This is a genomic window from Streptomyces sp. NPDC001406 (assembly GCF_042895285.1).
GTDB lineage: Bacteria > Actinomycetota > Actinomycetes > Streptomycetales > Streptomycetaceae > Streptomyces.
Genome location: NZ_JBIAWG010000005.1, coordinates 460,031 through 475,296 on the forward strand (window position 1 = coordinate 460,031; position 15,266 = coordinate 475,296).

Genomic DNA, 15,266 nt, shown 5'->3' on the forward strand with positions numbered 1-15,266 from the left:
GTAACCCTCTCAGCGACATCGAGCCAAGCAGGGAGCAACAGATGACGTCGACCGCGACACCGAGGTTCTCCGTCTTCACCCCCAGCCACCGGCCCCGTTTCCTCGATGAGTGCCTGGCAACCCTGCAGGCACAGACCTGTTCGGACTGGGAGTGGATCGTCCTGCTCAACAACGGCGCCCGGTGGCGGCCGGAGCGGCCCGACGACCGGGTCCGCATCGAGATCGCGGACGACGTCGACGGCGTGGGGGCCGCGAAGCGCAGGGCCTGTGAACTGGCGCGCGGCGAGATCCTCGTGGAACTCGACCACGACGACCTGCTCGCGAAGGCGTGCCTGGCGGAGCTCGGCAAGGCGTTCGACGAGCATCCCGACGCCGTCTTCGTCTACAGCAACACCGCGCAGATCGACGAGGACGGGAAGCGGGACGACAGCCGCTTCGACGAGACGTTCGGCTGGCAGTACGAGGAGGTGAAGGTCGACGGCCGCAAGCTGCTGCAGGTCGTCTCCCTGGCGCCGACGCCGCACAACGTCGCCTACATCTGGTACGCGCCCAACCACGTACGGGCGTTCCGCAAGGAGAGCTACGAGAAGGCCGGCGGGTACGACGCCGCGCGCACGGTGCTGGACGACCAGGACCTGATGTGCCGCCTGTTCCACATCGGCGACTTCCACCACATCAACCGCTGCCTCTACCTGCAGCGGGTGCACCCCGGGAACACCCAGCGCGACCCGGAGATCAACGCGCACATCCAGCGCGAGACGGTCGCCCTGTACGACAAGTACATCGAAGCCAACGCCCTCGCCTGGACCCACCGGCACGGACTGCTCGCGCTGGACCTCGGCGCGGCCCACCGGAAGCCGCCGGGCTACGTCGGCGTGGACCGGCGGCCGGGAAAGGGTGTCGACATCGTCGCGACCCTGCCCGGGAAGCTGGACCTGCCCGACGGCTCCGTCGGTCTGATGCGGGCGGTGGACTTCCTCGAGTACGTGCCCGCGAAGGTGCCGCTGATCAACGAGCTGTACCGGCTGCTGGCCCCCGGCGGCATGCTCCTCACCATGACGCCCAGCTCCGACGGCCGCGGCGCCTACCAGGACCCGACGCACACCGCCTACTACAACGAGAACTCGTTCTGGTACTACACGGACGACCAGTACCGCGCCTTCGTGCCGGACCTCGAGGCCCGGTTCCAGTCATCGCGTCTGGTCACCTACTTCCCGAGCGAGTGGCACTCCAAGAACGACATCTCGTACGTGGTCGCCAACCTCATCGCGATGAAGGACGGCACCGCACGGTGCGGCGGCAAGCTCCTGGTCTAGCCCCGTGAACCCGTGAACCCGTGAATCCATCCACCACCTTTCCATGAGATGGGACAAAGTGACACGTAGGAGATTGTGGGCAGGGCTCGTCGCGACGGCGGCGGTTGCCGCCGGGGTGACCGTCTGGGCGCTTCCGTCCCCGTCGACCGTGCCGTCGGAATCCAAGCACGCGTCGACCGTGCGGCCGGAATCCAAGCCCGCGCCCGTGACCCGGAACAGCAAGCAGGCGGACGCGCTCCTGCGGTCCGCGCTCGACCGCCAGGCGCACCAGGATTCCCTCGGCGCCGCCCGGGACTACCGGCATGTGCTCGAACTGGACCCCGGGAACAAGCAGGCCTGGTACGGCCTCGGCCTCATCGAGCAGCAGAACGGCAGGACGGCGGACGCCCGTGCGGCGTACGAGAAGGCCCTGGAGTCCGATCCGTCCTTCATGTCCGCCCTCTACAGCGAGGCGAATCTGCTGAGGTCGAGCGATCCCGACCGGGCCATCGAGCTCTTGAGGCGTGCCGTCGCCGCCGATCCGGAGGGCACCGCGGTCCAGATGCAGCTGGGTTTCCTGCTGGCGGAGCAGCACCGCAAGGACGAGGCCGAGGAAGTGTACCGTCATGCGGTCGAGATCGAGCACGGACTGCTTTCCCAAGTGCCTGAGGAGTTCCGGGATTCCGTGAGCCGATCTTCTCGATGAGTGGCCAAAGGCGCGGAGGGCGCCCTGCGGACCGCCCGGTTCCGCAGGGCGCCTTCTACCTGGGGCAGGCGCTCGCGCGCGCCGCGGCGGCCAGGCCGGTGAACGCCGGTTCCTTCAGGGCGGCCGCCAGCTGGTCGCCCCAAGGGGCGAGCGGGGCGAGGCCGGCCCGCGACCAGTGGTCGTGGCCGAGGACGCCGAAGGCCGGGCGGGCGGCCGGACGCGGGAACTTGTCCGAGCCGACCGGGCGGATCCGCTCGGGATCGAGTCCGCTGAGCCGGAAGGTCTCACGCGCCAGACCGCACCATGTGGTGCGGCCTGCCGCCGTGCCGTGGTAGATGCCGGCCGGCGCCCGTCCGGCCGACGCGGCCCGGCCGAGACCAATCAGCTGCCGGGCGAGGGCCCGGGACCAGGTCGGCTGGCCGTGCTGGTCGGCCACCACATCCAAGGTCGCGTGCCGGGTGGCGAGTTCGAGCATGGTGGCCACGAAGTTCGGGCCGTGCGCGCCGTAGAGCCAGGCGGTGCGCACGACGTAGCCGGTGTGCGGCAGCAGTTCGAGGACCGCCCGCTCCCCCGCGAGCTTGCTTCGCCCGTACGCGTTGACGGGCCCCGTCGGCGCGTCCTCGGGGTACGGCCGGCGGGCGTCGCCCGGGAACACATAGTCGGTGGAGACGTGGAGCAGAAACGCGCCGCTGTCGGCACAGGCGCGTGCGAGGTGCCGGACGCCCGTGCCGTTCACGGCCGTGGCCGCCGCCTCGGACCGCTCGGCGCCGTCGACATCCGTCCATGCCGCACAGTTGACGACCACTCGGTGACCGGCGACGGCGGCACGGACGGCTGAGGGGTCGGTGATGTCGAGCCGGTCGCGGCTCAGCCCCGTGACCACGGCGTCCGGATCGCCGGCGAGCTCGGCCAGCACGTCCTGCCCGAGGAGCCCGCGCGCGCCGGTCACCAGCCAGCTCGTGGTCATCGCAGCGCGGCCCTCTCCTTGAGCGGCTCCCACCAGGAGCGGTGTGCACGGTACCAGGCGACCGTGTCGGCGAGGCCCTCCGTGAAGGACACCTGCGGGACGTACCCGAGGTGCTCGCGGATCTTGCTGTCGTCCAGGGAGTAGCGCAGGTCGTGGCCCTTGCGGTCGGCGACGTACTCGACCCGGTCCCAGCCCGCCCCGACCGCGTCCAGCAGCAGGCCGGTGAGCTTGTGGTTGCTCAGCTCGGTCCCGCCGCCGATGTTGTAGACCTCCCCGGCCCTGCCGCCGTGCAGGACCAGGTCGATGCCCCGGCAGTGGTCGGAGACGTGCACCCAGTCGCGGATGTTGCGGCCGTCGCCGTAGAGGGGGACCGTCTTCCCGTCGATGAGGTTGGTGATGAAGAGCGGGATGACCTTCTCGGGGAACTGGTGCGGGCCGTAGTTGTTGGAGCACCGGGTGATCACCACGTCCAGGCCGTGGGTGCGGTGGTGGGCGAGTGCCAGCAGGTCGGAGCCGGCCTTCGACGCGGAGTAGGGGGAGTTCGGCGCCAGGGGCCGGTCCTCGGTCCATGAGCCTTCGCGGATCGAGCCGTAGACCTCGTCGGTGGAGACGTGGACGAAGCGGCCGACGCCGTGCCGGTGGGCCGCGTCCAGGAGCACCTGCGTGCCCATCACATTGCTGCGGACGAACGGACCGGCCCCGTCGATCGACCGGTCCACGTGCGACTCGGCGGCGAAATGGACCACCGCGTCCTGGCCCGCCATCACCTGGTCGACCACGTCCGGGTCACAGATGTCGCCCCGGACGAAGGTATGTCCCGGGTGCCGCGCCACCGGTGCCAGATTGGCCTCGACGCCCGAATAGGTGAGTTTGTCGAGGACGGTGATCCGCGTTGCCGGATCCGAATTCAGTTGTCGGCGGACGTATTCCGAACCGATGAATCCAGCACCGCCGGTCACAAGGATGCGCATGGTTCTCCGAGTCTTTCTGTCGCCCGGGGCCGGCACCGAAGCGTCAGACGCCGGGTCGCGGGCGCGGACACAAAGCGGACGGTGCCCGCGAGGCCGAAGCCTCGGGGGCACCGTCGCTCATTCTCTACGGAAGCGGGTGGCCAGTAGCACGCCACCGCTCGCGTGGGGTTACAGGTTGTTGCAGACCACGTAGGCGTCGAACGTGGGCGGGGCAGTCGGCGGCAGCGCGACACCAGGTGGGATGGTCACCTGCCACCCGATGGGGGTGACTCCTGTGGAGCTGGGGACGGGCCTGCTGGTCAGGACGACGGGGGCAGGTCCGTTGAATCCGCCGCCGGTGGCTTCGTCGCCGGGCAGGCAGAAGACAGTCACCCCCCCAGTGGCGACAGTGAACGTGTCGTGGACGACGTACGTGTGGATGGTCGCGCCCTGAGCACCTTGTGCACCCTGGGCGCCCTGGGCTCCCTGAGCGCCCTGGGCTCCCTGAGCACCTTGCGCACCCTGGGCTCCCTGTGCGCCCTGGGCACCTTGCGCGCCCTGAGCACCCTGAGCGCCGTTCTCACCGTTCTCACCGTTCGCGCCCTGAGCGCCCTGCGCACCCTGGGCACCCTGAGCGCCCTGCGGGCCCTGCGGGCCCCTCGGACCCTGCGGACCCTGCGGACCCTGCCCGCCCTGGGCACCCTGCGCGCCCTGAGCACCCTGAGCACCCTGGGCGCCCTGCGGGCCCCGCTTGCCCGGCTTGCCGTCATGGCCCTGCGGGCCCCGCGGACCCTGGGGGCCGCGGTCACCGCCCCGGCCGCCGGCCACGTCTTCGTGCGTGCTGGTGGTGGACGCCGCATGGGGTGCGGAGCTCGACCTGTGGATCGCGTCGGCGATGGCCACCGAGCTCTGCCCAACGTTGAGCGCCACCGCGAGAGCGCCCGCGGTCACCAGCGTGGCGGACCTCAGGCGTGAACTTCGGATCGTTCTACGGTTCAAGAGAACCTTCCTCAGTAACTGGGAGGGAGTCAGACCGCAAGCGGGCGCACCCGGTGCGCTTTTTTCGCATGCGCGTCACGTCGCCTCTGGCTTCGGACGAATCCATTCTTAAACTCGCGGCAATTGAAAGGTCACGGGTCACGCCACGACTTGCTCGAGGATCACCCGTGCGGCCTCAATGGACGTACTTTCTCCGTGTCTTCCTCACGGATTCCTTCGGCAAGCGCTCGGCGATACGCGACGCAGTCCTCGAAGGAAGGCAGCAGACCTTGCCGCCCGGCCTCCTCCAGCGTGGGCGCGGACGCGTCCTTGTCGGAAAGGTGCGGGACGAGTTCCTCGGGCCAGGCGATGGCCAAATCGGGGTCGAGCGGGTTGATCCCGTATTCACGGTGCGGCGCATATCCCGCTGAACAGAGGTAGACGACGGTGGAATTGTCCTCCAGCGCCATGAAGCCATGGCCCAGGCCTTCCGAGACATAGACGCAGCGGTGCGTCGTGTCGTCGAGCCCGACCGCTTCCCATTTCCCGAAGGTCGGAGAACCGATACGGATGTCGACCACCACGTCGAGGACGGCGCCGCTGACGCAGGTGACGTACTTGGCCTGGCCCGGGGGGACCGATGCGTAGTGGATGCCGCGGAGAGTGCCGAGAACGGAGCGCGAGCAGTTGGCCTGCTCAAGCCGGAGTCCCTGGCCGGTGGAATCACGAAACTGTTCCCCCTTGAACCACTCATGGAATCTGCCCCTGGTGTCCATGAACACCTTGGGCGTGTCCACCCAGGCCCCTTCGATGCCAAGTGGCTCCATGTGGATGCTCCTTTCCGCCTCGCATTCGGTTCAGGGACGGCCCATCGGTTCCTCGTGGCGCGCCGCGCCGCCTCTCTGCGGCACGACGACCTGCCGGTAGTCCTCCAGCAGTCCGAGCAGGTAGTGGCCGTATCCGCTCTTGAGCAGGGGCCGGGCCAGTTCCCTGAGCCGGTCGTCATCGATCAGGCCGGCGCGCCACACCGCTTCCTCCACGCACCCGACCTTGAAGCCCTGGCGCTCCTCGATCACCCGGACGAACTCCGACGCCTGCATCAGGGAGGTGAAGGTCCCGGTGTCCAGCCATGCGGTGCCCCGGTCCAGCCGGGTGACCTGCAGCGTCCCGGCGTCCAGATAGACCCGGTTGAGGTCCGAGATCTCCAACTCGCCCCGGGCGCTGGGGCGCAGACCGCGGGCGACCTCCACGACGTGACGGTCGTAGAAGTAGAGGCCGGGCACGGCGTAGCGGGACTTCGGCCGGGCCGGTTTCTCTTCGATGGACAGCGCCCGGCCCGACTCGTCGAACTCCACGACCCCGTAGGCCGAGGGGTTGGCCACCGGGTAGGCGAACACCCTTCCGCCCTTGAGGTCGTCATGGCGGGCCAGCCGGGTGCCGAGGCCGCTCCCGTAGAAGATGTTGTCGCCCAGGATCAGGGCCACCGACTCGTCGCCGATGAAGTCGGCCCCCAGGAGGAAGGCCTGGGCGATGCCCTCCGGGCGTTCCTGCGCCATGTATGCGAGCCGCAGACCGAGTTGGCGGCCGTCGCCGAGCAAGCGACGGAACTGGTACTGGTCTTCGGGGGTGGTGACGACAAGGATGTCGCGCACACCGGCCATCACCAGTGTGGAAAGCGGGTAATAGACCATCGGTTTGTCGAAAACCGGCAGCAGTTGCTTCGACACCGAGCGGGTCAGCGGCCACAGTCGCGAACCGGTGCCCCCGGCCAGAAGAATTCCGCGCATGGCAGCACCATAGGCGAATTGCCCTTGAATCCCGGTTTGTTACACGTCGCCAAGGAATGTTTCGGACATACTGATCGCCGTCGCGCCCGGATGCCGTCCGGGCGGCGCGATCGAGCGCGACCTGAACGGAGTCCGGAATGCCCGACACAGCCGCCGAGGCCCCCCGCCGGCGGACCGCCGATTCGAGGGTGTTGGCACTGGCCGCGTACATCACGGCGACGGTGGCCATCCTGGTCCGAATGTTTCTGCTGCCCGGCGAGTCATGGGACTTCGAGAACTTTCTCCAGCCCTGGTACTGGCACATCGTGAGCCACGGCGGGTTCCACGCGCTCGCCGATCCCAGTTTCTCGGACTACAACGTCCCCTACCTCTATCTGATGGCCGCACTGACCTATCTGCCGCTGTCGTCGCTGGTGGCCATCAAATGGATCTCGGTGCTCTTCGACCTGGCTCTGGCGTACTACACCTTCCGTACCGTTTCCCTGTTCCGGCCCACGCGCCGCTGGGCGGCCCTCGGTGCGGGCGCGGTCGTGCTCTTCCTGCCCACCGTCGTCACCAACAGCGCGTGGTGGGGGCAGTGCGACGCCACCTACGCGGCCTTCCTCGTCGGTGGGATCTCCTATGTGCTGCGCCACCGGCCGTGGTGGGCGTGCACGTTCTTCGGGCTCGCGCTGGCGTTCAAGTTCCAGGCCGTCTTCCTCTTCCCCTTCCTGCTCGTACTGGTGGCGGCGGGGCGGGTGCCATGGCGGAGCCTGCTCGCCGTTCCCGCGGTGTACCTCGCGCTCGATGTTCCGGCCCTCCTGATCGGCGCCGATCCGGGGCAGCTGCTGTCGGTCTACGCCCGGCAGACGGACACGTACCACTTCCTCACCATCAACGCGCCGTCCGTCTACCAGTTCGTGTCGGTGCCCGGTGACACCGATCCCGTGCGCAGCGTGGGCGTGCTGGTCGCGGGGGTGCTGGTGACGCTGCTGATGGGGCTGGCGGTCCGCTCCCTGCGACGCGGCCGAGGCGGCGTGCCGGGCTCCGGCCTTCGCATGCCGGAACTCACGGACACCCAGGTCGTGTTGCTGGCCACCTGCTCCGCCATCGTGGTGCCGTTCCTGCTGCCTTCCATGCACGAGCGGTACTTCTACGCCGCGGACGTGCTCACCGTGATGGCCGCGTTCCGCCGGCCCCGGCAGCTCTGGTACGTGCCGGTACTGGTGCAACTCGCCTCGTTCGGCAGCTACCTGAAGACCATCGCCCCGGAGCTGTCCCCGTATCTGTCGATGCCCGCGCACGGCGCGCTGATGCTGCTGGCATCGGTGATCGTGCTCCGCACGACGGTCCAGGAGCTCCGCCGGGCACCCGAAGCACCGGCCGTACCCAGCCAGCCGGTCGCCGGTGACACCACGGCCGAGACGGCCCGGACCTAGGGGCGCCCTGAAGGGGCGCGGGGAACCGCGCGACCAGCCAGGACGGTGCCGCGGACAGCTGACGGCATATCGCGGCCCTTCCAGCGGAGCGCTCAGCCGCCGAGGTAGTCCTGTCGGGTCCCGTGGCCGCGTCGCGGGCCCGGCCAGGAGATGCCCTGCACCGGGGTGCGCGCCGGGCCGGTGTCGTCGGCGACGAAGTAGGTCGGGCGTTGCTGGACGGCGGAGTAGACACGGCCGATGTACTCGCCGAGCACACCCAGGCAGATGAGCTGGACGGCGCCGATGAAGAGCACGGCGATGATCAGGGAGGCCCAGCCGGGGGTGGTGTTGCCCGCCGTGTACACGGCCAGCGTGTACACGAGCGTGCCGAGGCAGACGAAGAAGGCGAGGGTGCCGAGCCAGGTGGCCAGGCGCAGCGGGGCGACGGAGAAGCTGATGATGCTGTCGACCGCCAGCAGGACCATCTTGCGCAGGGGGTACTTGGTGTGGCCGGCGACGCGTTCGTCGCGGTGGTAGGTGACCTCTCCGCTGGGGAAGCCGAACCAGGGCACCAGGAGCCGGTACACCTGCGGCTGGTCGGGCAGGGCCTTCAGGGCGTCGAGGACATTGCGCGACAGCAGGCGGAAGTCGCCTGCCTGGGCGGGGACGTGGTTGCCGACCATGCGGCGCATGAGCCAGTAGTAGGCGCCGGCCGTGTGGCGCTTGAAACCGGTGTCGGTGGAGCGGTTGGCGCGTACTCCGTAGACGATGTCCAGGTGCCGGGAGCGGGCCAGGTCGAGCATCTCGGGGATCTTCTCCGGGGGGTCCTGGAGATCGGCGTCGAGGCTCGCGGCGTAGCGCCCGCGGGCATGGTGCAGGCCGGCGGTCAGCGCTGCCTGGTGTCCGCTGTTGCGGCGCAGCCGTACCATCCGCAGCTGCGGCCAGCCGGCCCGCAGCTCCAGCAGCAGTTCGACCGTCCGGTCCGTGGAGCCGTCGTCCACCGCGACGACCTCGTACAGCTCGCCCGTGGCGTCCAGCACCGGCCGCAGCCGCCCCACGAGCGCCGGCAACGCCTCTTCCTCGTTGAACATCGGAATCACGACCGACAGTTCGACCGCCGGCTCAAGGCGGTCGGCGGAGTCGTGGAGCACATCAATCATTCGGAGTTGCCAGCCCATTCTCGAGCGGGTCGACGCAATAATGCGCCCGATTTGCTCGCATACGGTACTGTCTGAGGTTGTTTCAGCGCGTCAGACACACGTTCTCGAACCCCGGGTGCCGTAATCGATGCCGAACTCCACCGAGACCGCCGCCGATGTGGCCGAGACCGGGGTCGCCCGGCAGCTGCCCGTGTTCGCGATCATCGGTGTGCTGTCCACAGCCGCGTATCTGGGCCTGTACACGGCGCTGCGGCCGGTGCTCGACGCCCAGTCGGCCAATCTGGTCGCGCTGCTGGTCACGGCCGTGGCGAACACCGCCGCCAACCGCCGGTTCACCTTCCGGGTGCGCGGTGCGGACGGGGCGGCCCGGCATCAACTCCAGGGACTGGTGGCCTTCTTCGCCGGGCTCGCGCTGAGCAGCGGGGCCCTCGCCGTGGTGCACCGGACCCTGCCGGACGAGACGCAGGTGGAGATCGGCGCGCTGATCGTGGCCAATGCCGCCGCGACGGCACTTCGCTTCGTGCTGCTGCGGCTGTGGGTCTTCAAGGGACCCTGACTCCGAAGGACCCTGACTCCAGAGAAGGGCCCCGACTCCAGAGGACCCCGCCCCCCCCGAAAACGGGTCCGGGGCCCGCTCCGTACGCCGTTGTACGGTGCGGGCCCCGGGCCCTTCTTCATGGTGTTGTCACCGCGGCCGGCCGTGACGATCGCTGGTCAGGGCATCCGAGGACCGGCCGCGGAGTCTTTCCGGGCGGGGCTCAGCCCAGGCGCTCGACCAACGCCCGGTACTGGTCCCACAGTTCCTTCGGGGTGTGGTCGCCGAAGGTGTTGAGGTGCTCGGGGACCAGCGCCGCCTCCTCGCGCCAGACCTCCTTGTCCACCGTGAGGAGGAAGTCCAGGTCGGAGTCGGCCAGTTCGAGCCCGTTGGTGTCGAGGGCCGTCTTGGTCGGCAGGATGCCGATGGGGGTCTCGACACCCTCGGCCTTGCCGTCGAGGCGCTCCACGATCCACTTCAGGACGCGGCTGTTCTCACCGAAGCCCGGCCAGACGAACTTGCCCTCGTCGTTCTTGCGGAACCAGTTGACGTAGTAGATCTTCGGCAGCTTGGACTGGTCCTTGTCCTTGGCCACGTCGATCCAGTGGGCCATGTAGTCGCCCATGTTGTAGCCGCAGAAGGGCAGCATCGCGAAGGGGTCGCGGCGCAGCTCGCCGACCTTGCCCTCGGCGGCGGCGGTCTTCTCGGAGGCGACGTTGGCGCCCAGGAACACACCGTGGTTCCAGTCGAAGGACTCCGTCACCAGCGGCACCGCGCTGGCCCGGCGGCCGCCGAACAGGATCGCCGAGATCGGCACACCCTTCGGGTCCTCCCACTCCGGCGCGATGATCGGGCACTGCGCGGCCGGAACGGTGAAGCGGGAGTTGGGGTGGGCGGCCGGCTCGGCGGACTCGGGCGTCCAGTCGCGGCCCTTCCAGTCGGTGAGGTGGGCCGGGGTCTCCTCGGTGAGGCCCTCCCACCACACGTCACCGTCGTCGGTGAGGGCGACGTTGGTGAAGATCGAGTTGCCCCACAGGGTCTTGATCGCGTTGGCGTTGGTGTGCTCGCCGGTGCCCGGTGCGACGCCGAAGAAGCCCGCCTCCGGGTTGATGGCGTACAGGCGTCCGTCCTCGCCGAAGCGCATCCACGCGATGTCGTCGCCGATGGTCTCCACGGTCCAGCCGGAGATGGTCGGGTCGAGCATGGAGAGGTTCGTCTTGCCGCAGGCGCTCGGGAAGGCGGCGGCGACGTACTTCGACTCCCCGGTGGGCGGGGTGAGCTTGAGGATCAGCATGTGCTCGGCCAGCCAGCCCTCGTCACGCGCCATGACGGAGGCGATGCGCAGCGCGTAGCACTTCTTGCCGAGCAGGGCGTTGCCGCCGTAGCCGGAGCCGTAGGACCAGATCTCGCGGCTCTCGGGGAAGTGCGAGATGTACTTGGTCTGGTTGCACGGCCACGCCACGTCGGCCTGGCCCTCCTCCAGCGGGGCGCCGACGGAGTGCACGGCCTTGACGAAGAAGCCGTCGGTGCCGAGCTCGTCGAGGACGGCCTGGCCCATGCGCGTCATCGTGCGCATGGAGACCGCGACGTAGGCGGAGTCGGTGATCTCGACGCCGATCGCGGAGAGCTTCGAGCCCAGCGGACCCATGCAGAACGGGACGACGTACATGGTGCGGCCGCGCATCGAGCCGCGGAAGACGCCCTTCTCGCCGGAGAAGACCTCGCGCATCTCGGCGGGGGCCATCCAGTGGTTCGTGGGCCCGGCGTCCTCCTCCTTCTCGGAGCAGATGAAGGTCCGGTCCTCGACGCGGGCGACGTCGGTCGGGTCGGAGGCCGCGTAGTAGGAGTGGGGGCGCTTGACCGGGTCCAGCTTCTTGAAGGTGCCCTTGGTGACGAGCTCGTCGCAGAGTCGCTCGTACTCGGCCTCGGATCCGTCACACCAGACCACGTTGTCCGGCTGGGTCAGTTCGGCGATCTCGTTGACCCACGAGATCAGTTCCTGGTGGTTGGTGGGGATGACGGGGGGAGCCGCGATGTCGCGCGCCACGATTGCTCCTAAATGAGGGATTTTGTTCTTGTCTGCCCCGTGGGGGCCGCGGCCCGGACGCTTCGTAGCCGCTCATCCGGTGCCGACCGCACTCATTTGATCATCCGATGGTAGTGCGCATATGTCCAGAGCGCATCACAGGTGAGCGACGTGAGGAAGGCCACGCTTACCGTGTTTCTTTGCGTGCACGTTGGGTTCGCCGGAAGGTCTTTTTGCGTTACCGAGGGTTTGCAGGTCGCGGCCGGACGCAGCAGCGGCGCGAGCGCACACCCCCGTGAGACGATGGCCACTATCGACCCGCCATCGAGCCGGAGTGGCCCGTAACTTACGGTTCCGTAGGTACGATTCGGGTCATGACTGCGTCCGCCCCCGACGCGCCCACGGACCCGCCCGCCGCCGGCCGCGGTCCCGTCGCGCTCTCCCTGCCGCACCCGGTCAAGCCCAAGCTCCGGGGCTGGCTCCATCTCGGCATGTTCCCGGCCGTACTCGTCGCGGGGCTGGTGCTCACCGCCCTCGCCGACTCCCCCCGCGGGCGCGTGGCCTGCGGCATCTACGTCCTGACGGCATGTCTGCTGTTCGGCGTGAGCGCGCTGTACCACCGGGGCAACTGGAGCCCGCGGATGGACGGCATCCTGCGCAGGCTGGATCACGCCAATATCTTCCTGATCATCGCGGGCACCTACACCCCGCTGACCATGCTGCTGCTGCCGGGTGCCAAGGGGCAGTGGCTGCTGTGGGGCATCTGGGCGGCCGCGGCCGCCGGGATCGTCTTCCGTGTCTTCTGGGTCGGCGCCCCGCGCTGGCTCTACACCCCCTGCTACCTCGCCATGGGCTGGGCGGCGGTCTTCTTCCTGCCGGACTTCATGCGCAGCGGCGGCATCGCCGTCCTGGTCCTGGTGATCGTGGGCGGCCTGCTGTACAGCGCGGGCGGCGTGATCTACGGGATCAAGCGCCCCAACCCGTCACCGCGCTGGTTCGGCTTCCACGAGGTGTTCCACTCCTTCACCCTGGCCGCCTTCGTCGTCCACTACGTCGGCATCTCCCTGGTGGCGTACCAGCACGCGTAGACCCCGCACCCCTTCTCATGGCCACGGCTCGCGAGCCGTGGCCATTTTTGCATTGCCTGACATCTGCACTCTATTGACAGTCTATAGATTTTGAGAGTTACTCTCATTTCATGGCTACTATCACTCCTGCAGAGGAAGCGCGGCGCGATCCCCGCCGCTGGTGGGCCCTCGGGGCCCTGGTCGCGAGCATGCTGGTGCTCGGCTTCGACATGACGATCCTCAATGTCGCGCTGCCGACCATGGCGGAGCAGCTCGGCGCGAGCACCGGTGAACAGCAGTGGATGGCGGACTCGTACGTCGTCGTCTTCGCGGCGCTGATGCTCCCGGCGGGGCTGCTCGGCGACCGGTTCGGGCGCCGGCGGATGCTGATCGCCGGGCTCCTGGTCTTCCTGGCAGGATCGCTCGTCGGCACCCTGGCCGGCGATGTGAACTGGGTCGTCACCGCCCGCGCGGTGATGGGCGTGGGCGGGGCGTTGGTCATGCCGCTCGCCCTGTCCGTGCTGCCCTCGCTCTTCGGGCCGGACGAGCGCACCAAGGCCGTCGGCATCATCTCGGCCGCCTCGGCGCTCGGTCTGCCCCTCGGCCCGATCATCGGCGGCTTCCTGCTGAACCACTTCTGGTGGGGCTCGGTGTTCCTGGTCAACGTCCCGATGGTCGCCATCGGTGTCGCCGCCTGCGTCCTCCTGCTGCCAGAGACCCGCGACCCGGCCTCGCCCAAGGTCGACGCGGTCTCCACCGCGCTCACCGCGTCCGGACTCGCCGCCCTCGTCTACGCGATCATCGAGGCGCCCGACCGCGGCTGGGGCGACACCCTGGTCCTCTGTCTGTTCGCGGCGGCCGCCGTCCTGCTCACCGGACTCGTCCTGCGCGAGCGCCGGGATGGGGGTACCCCCTGCTCGAGCGGAGCCGAGGGCTTGGGGGAACGCCCCATGCTCGACATGTCCTTGCTCGCCCAGCGCGGCTTTCTGCTCAACACCGTCGCCGCGACCCTGGTGATGTTCGTGCTCTCCGGCCTGATGTTCGTCCTGCCGCCGTACCTCCAGGCCGTCCTCGGCCATGACGCCCTGGGCACCGGGGTGCGGCTGCTGCCGATGATGGGCGGTCTGATGGTCGCCGCGAAGACCGCGCAGCCCGTCGTCGAGCGGTTCGGCGCGCGTGCCGTGGTGAGCGCGGGCCTGGTCGTCCTCGCCTTCGCTGCGCTCCTCGGCAGCCGTACGACGGTCGACTCCGGCTACGGCTTCACCGCGCTGTGGCTCTCCGTCGCGGGTGTCGGCTTCGGCTTCTCGGTCGTCCCGGCGATGGACGGTGCCCTGGCCACGCTGCCCGCCGACCGCGCCGGCAGCGGCTCCGGACTGCTGATGACGCTGCGCCAGGTCGGCTCCGCGGTCGGCATCGCCCTGCTCGGCAGCCTGCTCGCGGGCGCCTTCCGCGACCGGCTCGACGTCACCGGGCTGCCCGCGCGGGCCGCCGACACCGCCGGGGACTCCGTGGTCGCCGCGCACCTGATCGCCGAGAAGGCCGGCCCCGAGGGCGCGGCCCACCTCGCCGCCTCCGCCGACGCCGCGTATGTGCACGGCATGACCCTGGTCCTGCTGGTGTGCGGTATCGCCTCGCTTCTCTCCGCCCTGCTGGCGGCCGCGTTCCTGCCGAGCGCGCCGGGCGGCCGCGCCACACCGCGGAAGGAGGCCCGGGCCATGGCCACCTCCGTCACGGATGCCGGAGAATGACCACCATGACGGCCGCACGTACCTCTTCTCCCACCGACCGCTCCCGACTGGGACTGCGCGAGCGGAAGAAGATCAAGACCCGCGAGGCGATCCGCACCGCGACGTATCGACTGATCGAGGAGCAGGGGTACGACGCCACCACGATCGACCAGATCGCCGAGCGCGCCGAAGTGTCGCCGTCGACCGTCTTCCGGTACTTCCCGACCAAGGAGGACATCGTCCTCACGGACGAGTACGACCCGATCATCCTGGAGGAACTGAGGGCGCGGCCCGCGGAGGAGCCCTGGACGGAGTCCGTCCGGTACGTGATGCGACGGGCCGTCCAGCTCGGTGTCGAGGAGGACGCCCGGGTGACCCGGCTGCGGACCCGGCTGATGGTCGAGGTCCCCGCCGTGCGCTCGCGGATGATGGAGAGCATGTCGGTCACCGGCCGGATGCTCTGCCTGGCCATCGGCGAGCGCACCGGCCGGGACCCGGAGAGCCTGGAGGTGCGGGTCTATGCGATGTCCCTGGTCGGGGGACTGATGGAGACCTCCCTGTACTGGGCGGCGAACGATCACCGGGACGATTTCGCGGCCCTCGTCGACCGCACCCTGGACGTCCTGGAGCACGGCCTGCCCAGGGAAAACCCCTGAGCCCACGCCGCTCAC

The 15,266-nt window shown here is 69.1% G+C and carries 15 protein-coding genes; 8 read left to right on the top strand and 7 right to left on the bottom strand.

The window, feature by feature from the left end:
- Nucleotides 1-41 precede the first annotated feature (41 nt).
- Both ACFY1J_RS15125 and ACFY1J_RS15130 read left to right on the top strand, forming a co-directional pair.
- The gene (locus ACFY1J_RS15125; RefSeq protein WP_390708599.1) at nucleotides 42-1,316 is read left to right on the top strand and encodes a glycosyltransferase; all 1,275 of its coding nucleotides are present in this window, start codon (nucleotides 42-44) and stop codon (nucleotides 1,314-1,316) included.
- Between the two features lie 205 nt (nucleotides 1,317-1,521).
- Entirely contained in the window at nucleotides 1,522-2,001 is a 480-nt protein-coding gene (locus tag ACFY1J_RS15130) for a tetratricopeptide repeat protein (RefSeq protein WP_390731308.1), read from the top strand.
- Nucleotides 2,002-2,056: 55 nt separating this feature from the next.
- Here ACFY1J_RS15130 and rfbD read toward each other — a convergent pair whose 3' ends face one another.
- The 3 genes from rfbD to ACFY1J_RS15145 form a co-directional block, all read right to left on the bottom strand.
- Complete coding sequence (gene rfbD, locus ACFY1J_RS15135) at nucleotides 2,057-2,968, bottom strand: dTDP-4-dehydrorhamnose reductase (protein ID WP_390731309.1); 912 nt, start codon at nucleotides 2,966-2,968, stop codon at nucleotides 2,057-2,059.
- Nucleotides 2,965-3,939: a dTDP-glucose 4,6-dehydratase gene (gene rfbB / locus ACFY1J_RS15140; RefSeq protein WP_390708596.1), complete on the bottom strand. Its 975-nt coding sequence runs from the start codon at nucleotides 3,937-3,939 to the stop codon at nucleotides 2,965-2,967. Before rfbB ends, rfbD begins: the two co-directional genes overlap by 4 nt.
- A 168-nt stretch (nucleotides 3,940-4,107) precedes the next feature.
- Nucleotides 4,108-4,311 carry a hypothetical protein gene (locus tag ACFY1J_RS15145; protein WP_390731310.1) on the bottom strand — a complete coding sequence of 68 codons (204 nt, stop codon included), beginning with the start codon at nucleotides 4,309-4,311 and terminating at the stop codon, nucleotides 4,108-4,110.
- A 27-nt stretch (nucleotides 4,312-4,338) separates the two neighbouring features.
- Between ACFY1J_RS15145 and ACFY1J_RS15150 the strand changes: the two genes are divergently transcribed.
- The gene (locus ACFY1J_RS15150) at nucleotides 4,339-4,893 is read left to right on the top strand and encodes a hypothetical protein (RefSeq protein ID WP_390731311.1); all 555 of its coding nucleotides are present in this window, start codon (nucleotides 4,339-4,341) and stop codon (nucleotides 4,891-4,893) included.
- 185 nt (nucleotides 4,894-5,078) lie between these two features.
- On the opposite strand, the gene ACFY1J_RS15155 is transcribed toward ACFY1J_RS15150, so the two are convergent.
- The gene (locus tag ACFY1J_RS15155; protein WP_390731312.1) at nucleotides 5,079-5,723 is read right to left on the bottom strand and encodes a dTDP-4-dehydrorhamnose 3,5-epimerase family protein; all 645 of its coding nucleotides are present in this window, start codon (nucleotides 5,721-5,723) and stop codon (nucleotides 5,079-5,081) included.
- 30 nt (nucleotides 5,724-5,753) lie between these two features.
- On the bottom strand, nucleotides 5,754-6,683 hold the full coding sequence (gene rfbA, locus ACFY1J_RS15160; protein WP_390708592.1) for a glucose-1-phosphate thymidylyltransferase RfbA: 930 nt from the start codon (nucleotides 6,681-6,683) through the stop codon (nucleotides 5,754-5,756).
- A gap of 137 nt (nucleotides 6,684-6,820) precedes the next feature.
- Between rfbA and ACFY1J_RS15165 the strand changes: the two genes are divergently transcribed.
- Entirely contained in the window at nucleotides 6,821-8,101 is a 1,281-nt protein-coding gene (locus ACFY1J_RS15165) for a hypothetical protein (protein ID WP_390731313.1), read from the top strand.
- A 92-nt stretch (nucleotides 8,102-8,193) separates the two neighbouring features.
- On the opposite strand, the gene ACFY1J_RS15170 is transcribed toward ACFY1J_RS15165, so the two are convergent.
- Nucleotides 8,194-9,240, bottom strand: coding sequence for a glycosyltransferase family 2 protein (locus ACFY1J_RS15170; protein WP_390731314.1), 1,047 nt, complete (start codon nucleotides 9,238-9,240; stop codon nucleotides 8,194-8,196).
- Between the two features lie 127 nt (nucleotides 9,241-9,367).
- Here ACFY1J_RS15170 and ACFY1J_RS15175 point away from each other — a divergent pair, with 127 nt between their 5' ends.
- A complete protein-coding gene (locus tag ACFY1J_RS15175) occupies nucleotides 9,368-9,796 on the top strand; it encodes a GtrA family protein (protein WP_390731315.1) in 429 nt (142 codons plus the stop codon).
- Nucleotides 9,797-9,998: 202 nt separating this feature from the next.
- Here ACFY1J_RS15175 and ACFY1J_RS15180 read toward each other — a convergent pair whose 3' ends face one another.
- Nucleotides 9,999-11,822 carry a phosphoenolpyruvate carboxykinase (GTP) gene (locus ACFY1J_RS15180; protein ID WP_390708588.1) on the bottom strand — a complete coding sequence of 608 codons (1,824 nt, stop codon included), beginning with the start codon at nucleotides 11,820-11,822 and terminating at the stop codon, nucleotides 9,999-10,001.
- 353 nt (nucleotides 11,823-12,175) lie between these two features.
- Here ACFY1J_RS15180 and ACFY1J_RS15185 point away from each other — a divergent pair, with 353 nt between their 5' ends.
- The 3 genes from ACFY1J_RS15185 (at nucleotide 12,176) to ACFY1J_RS15195 (ending at nucleotide 15,251) form a co-directional block, all read left to right on the top strand.
- The gene (locus ACFY1J_RS15185) at nucleotides 12,176-12,889 is read left to right on the top strand and encodes a hemolysin III family protein (protein WP_363293908.1); all 714 of its coding nucleotides are present in this window, start codon (nucleotides 12,176-12,178) and stop codon (nucleotides 12,887-12,889) included.
- Between the two features lie 110 nt (nucleotides 12,890-12,999).
- Nucleotides 13,000-14,616, top strand: a complete 1,617-nt coding sequence (locus ACFY1J_RS15190; RefSeq protein ID WP_390731316.1) for an MFS transporter — start codon at nucleotides 13,000-13,002, stop codon at nucleotides 14,614-14,616.
- Nucleotides 14,613-15,251, top strand: coding sequence for a TetR/AcrR family transcriptional regulator (locus ACFY1J_RS15195; RefSeq protein WP_390708586.1), 639 nt, complete (start codon nucleotides 14,613-14,615; stop codon nucleotides 15,249-15,251). The genes ACFY1J_RS15190 and ACFY1J_RS15195 overlap by 4 nt, the downstream gene beginning before the upstream one ends.
- The last annotated feature ends 15 nt before the right edge of the window (nucleotides 15,252-15,266 follow it).

Excerpts from the sequence above, each read along its gene's own strand:
- ACFY1J_RS15185 (WP_363293908.1), top strand. The coding sequence starts at position 12,176 with ATGACTGCGTCCGCCCCCGACGCGCCCACGGACCCGCCCGCCGCCGGC.
- ACFY1J_RS15165 (WP_390731313.1), top strand. The coding sequence starts at position 6,821 with ATGCCCGACACAGCCGCCGAGGCCCCCCGCCGGCGGACCGCCGATTCG.
- rfbA (WP_390708592.1), bottom strand. The coding sequence starts at position 6,683 with ATGCGCGGAATTCTTCTGGCCGGGGGCACCGGTTCGCGACTGTGGCCG.
- ACFY1J_RS15195 (WP_390708586.1), top strand. The coding sequence starts at position 14,613 with ATGACCACCATGACGGCCGCACGTACCTCTTCTCCCACCGACCGCTCC.
- ACFY1J_RS15125 (WP_390708599.1), top strand. The coding sequence starts at position 42 with ATGACGTCGACCGCGACACCGAGGTTCTCCGTCTTCACCCCCAGCCAC.
- rfbB (WP_390708596.1), bottom strand. The coding sequence starts at position 3,939 with ATGCGCATCCTTGTGACCGGCGGTGCTGGATTCATCGGTTCGGAATAC.
- ACFY1J_RS15170 (WP_390731314.1), bottom strand. The coding sequence starts at position 9,240 with ATGATTGATGTGCTCCACGACTCCGCCGACCGCCTTGAGCCGGCGGTC.
- ACFY1J_RS15175 (WP_390731315.1), top strand. The coding sequence starts at position 9,368 with ATGCCGAACTCCACCGAGACCGCCGCCGATGTGGCCGAGACCGGGGTC.
- rfbD (WP_390731309.1), bottom strand. The coding sequence starts at position 2,968 with ATGACCACGAGCTGGCTGGTGACCGGCGCGCGCGGGCTCCTCGGGCAG.
- ACFY1J_RS15190 (WP_390731316.1), top strand. The coding sequence starts at position 13,000 with ATGGCTACTATCACTCCTGCAGAGGAAGCGCGGCGCGATCCCCGCCGC.
- ACFY1J_RS15155 (WP_390731312.1), bottom strand. The coding sequence starts at position 5,723 with ATGGAGCCACTTGGCATCGAAGGGGCCTGGGTGGACACGCCCAAGGTG.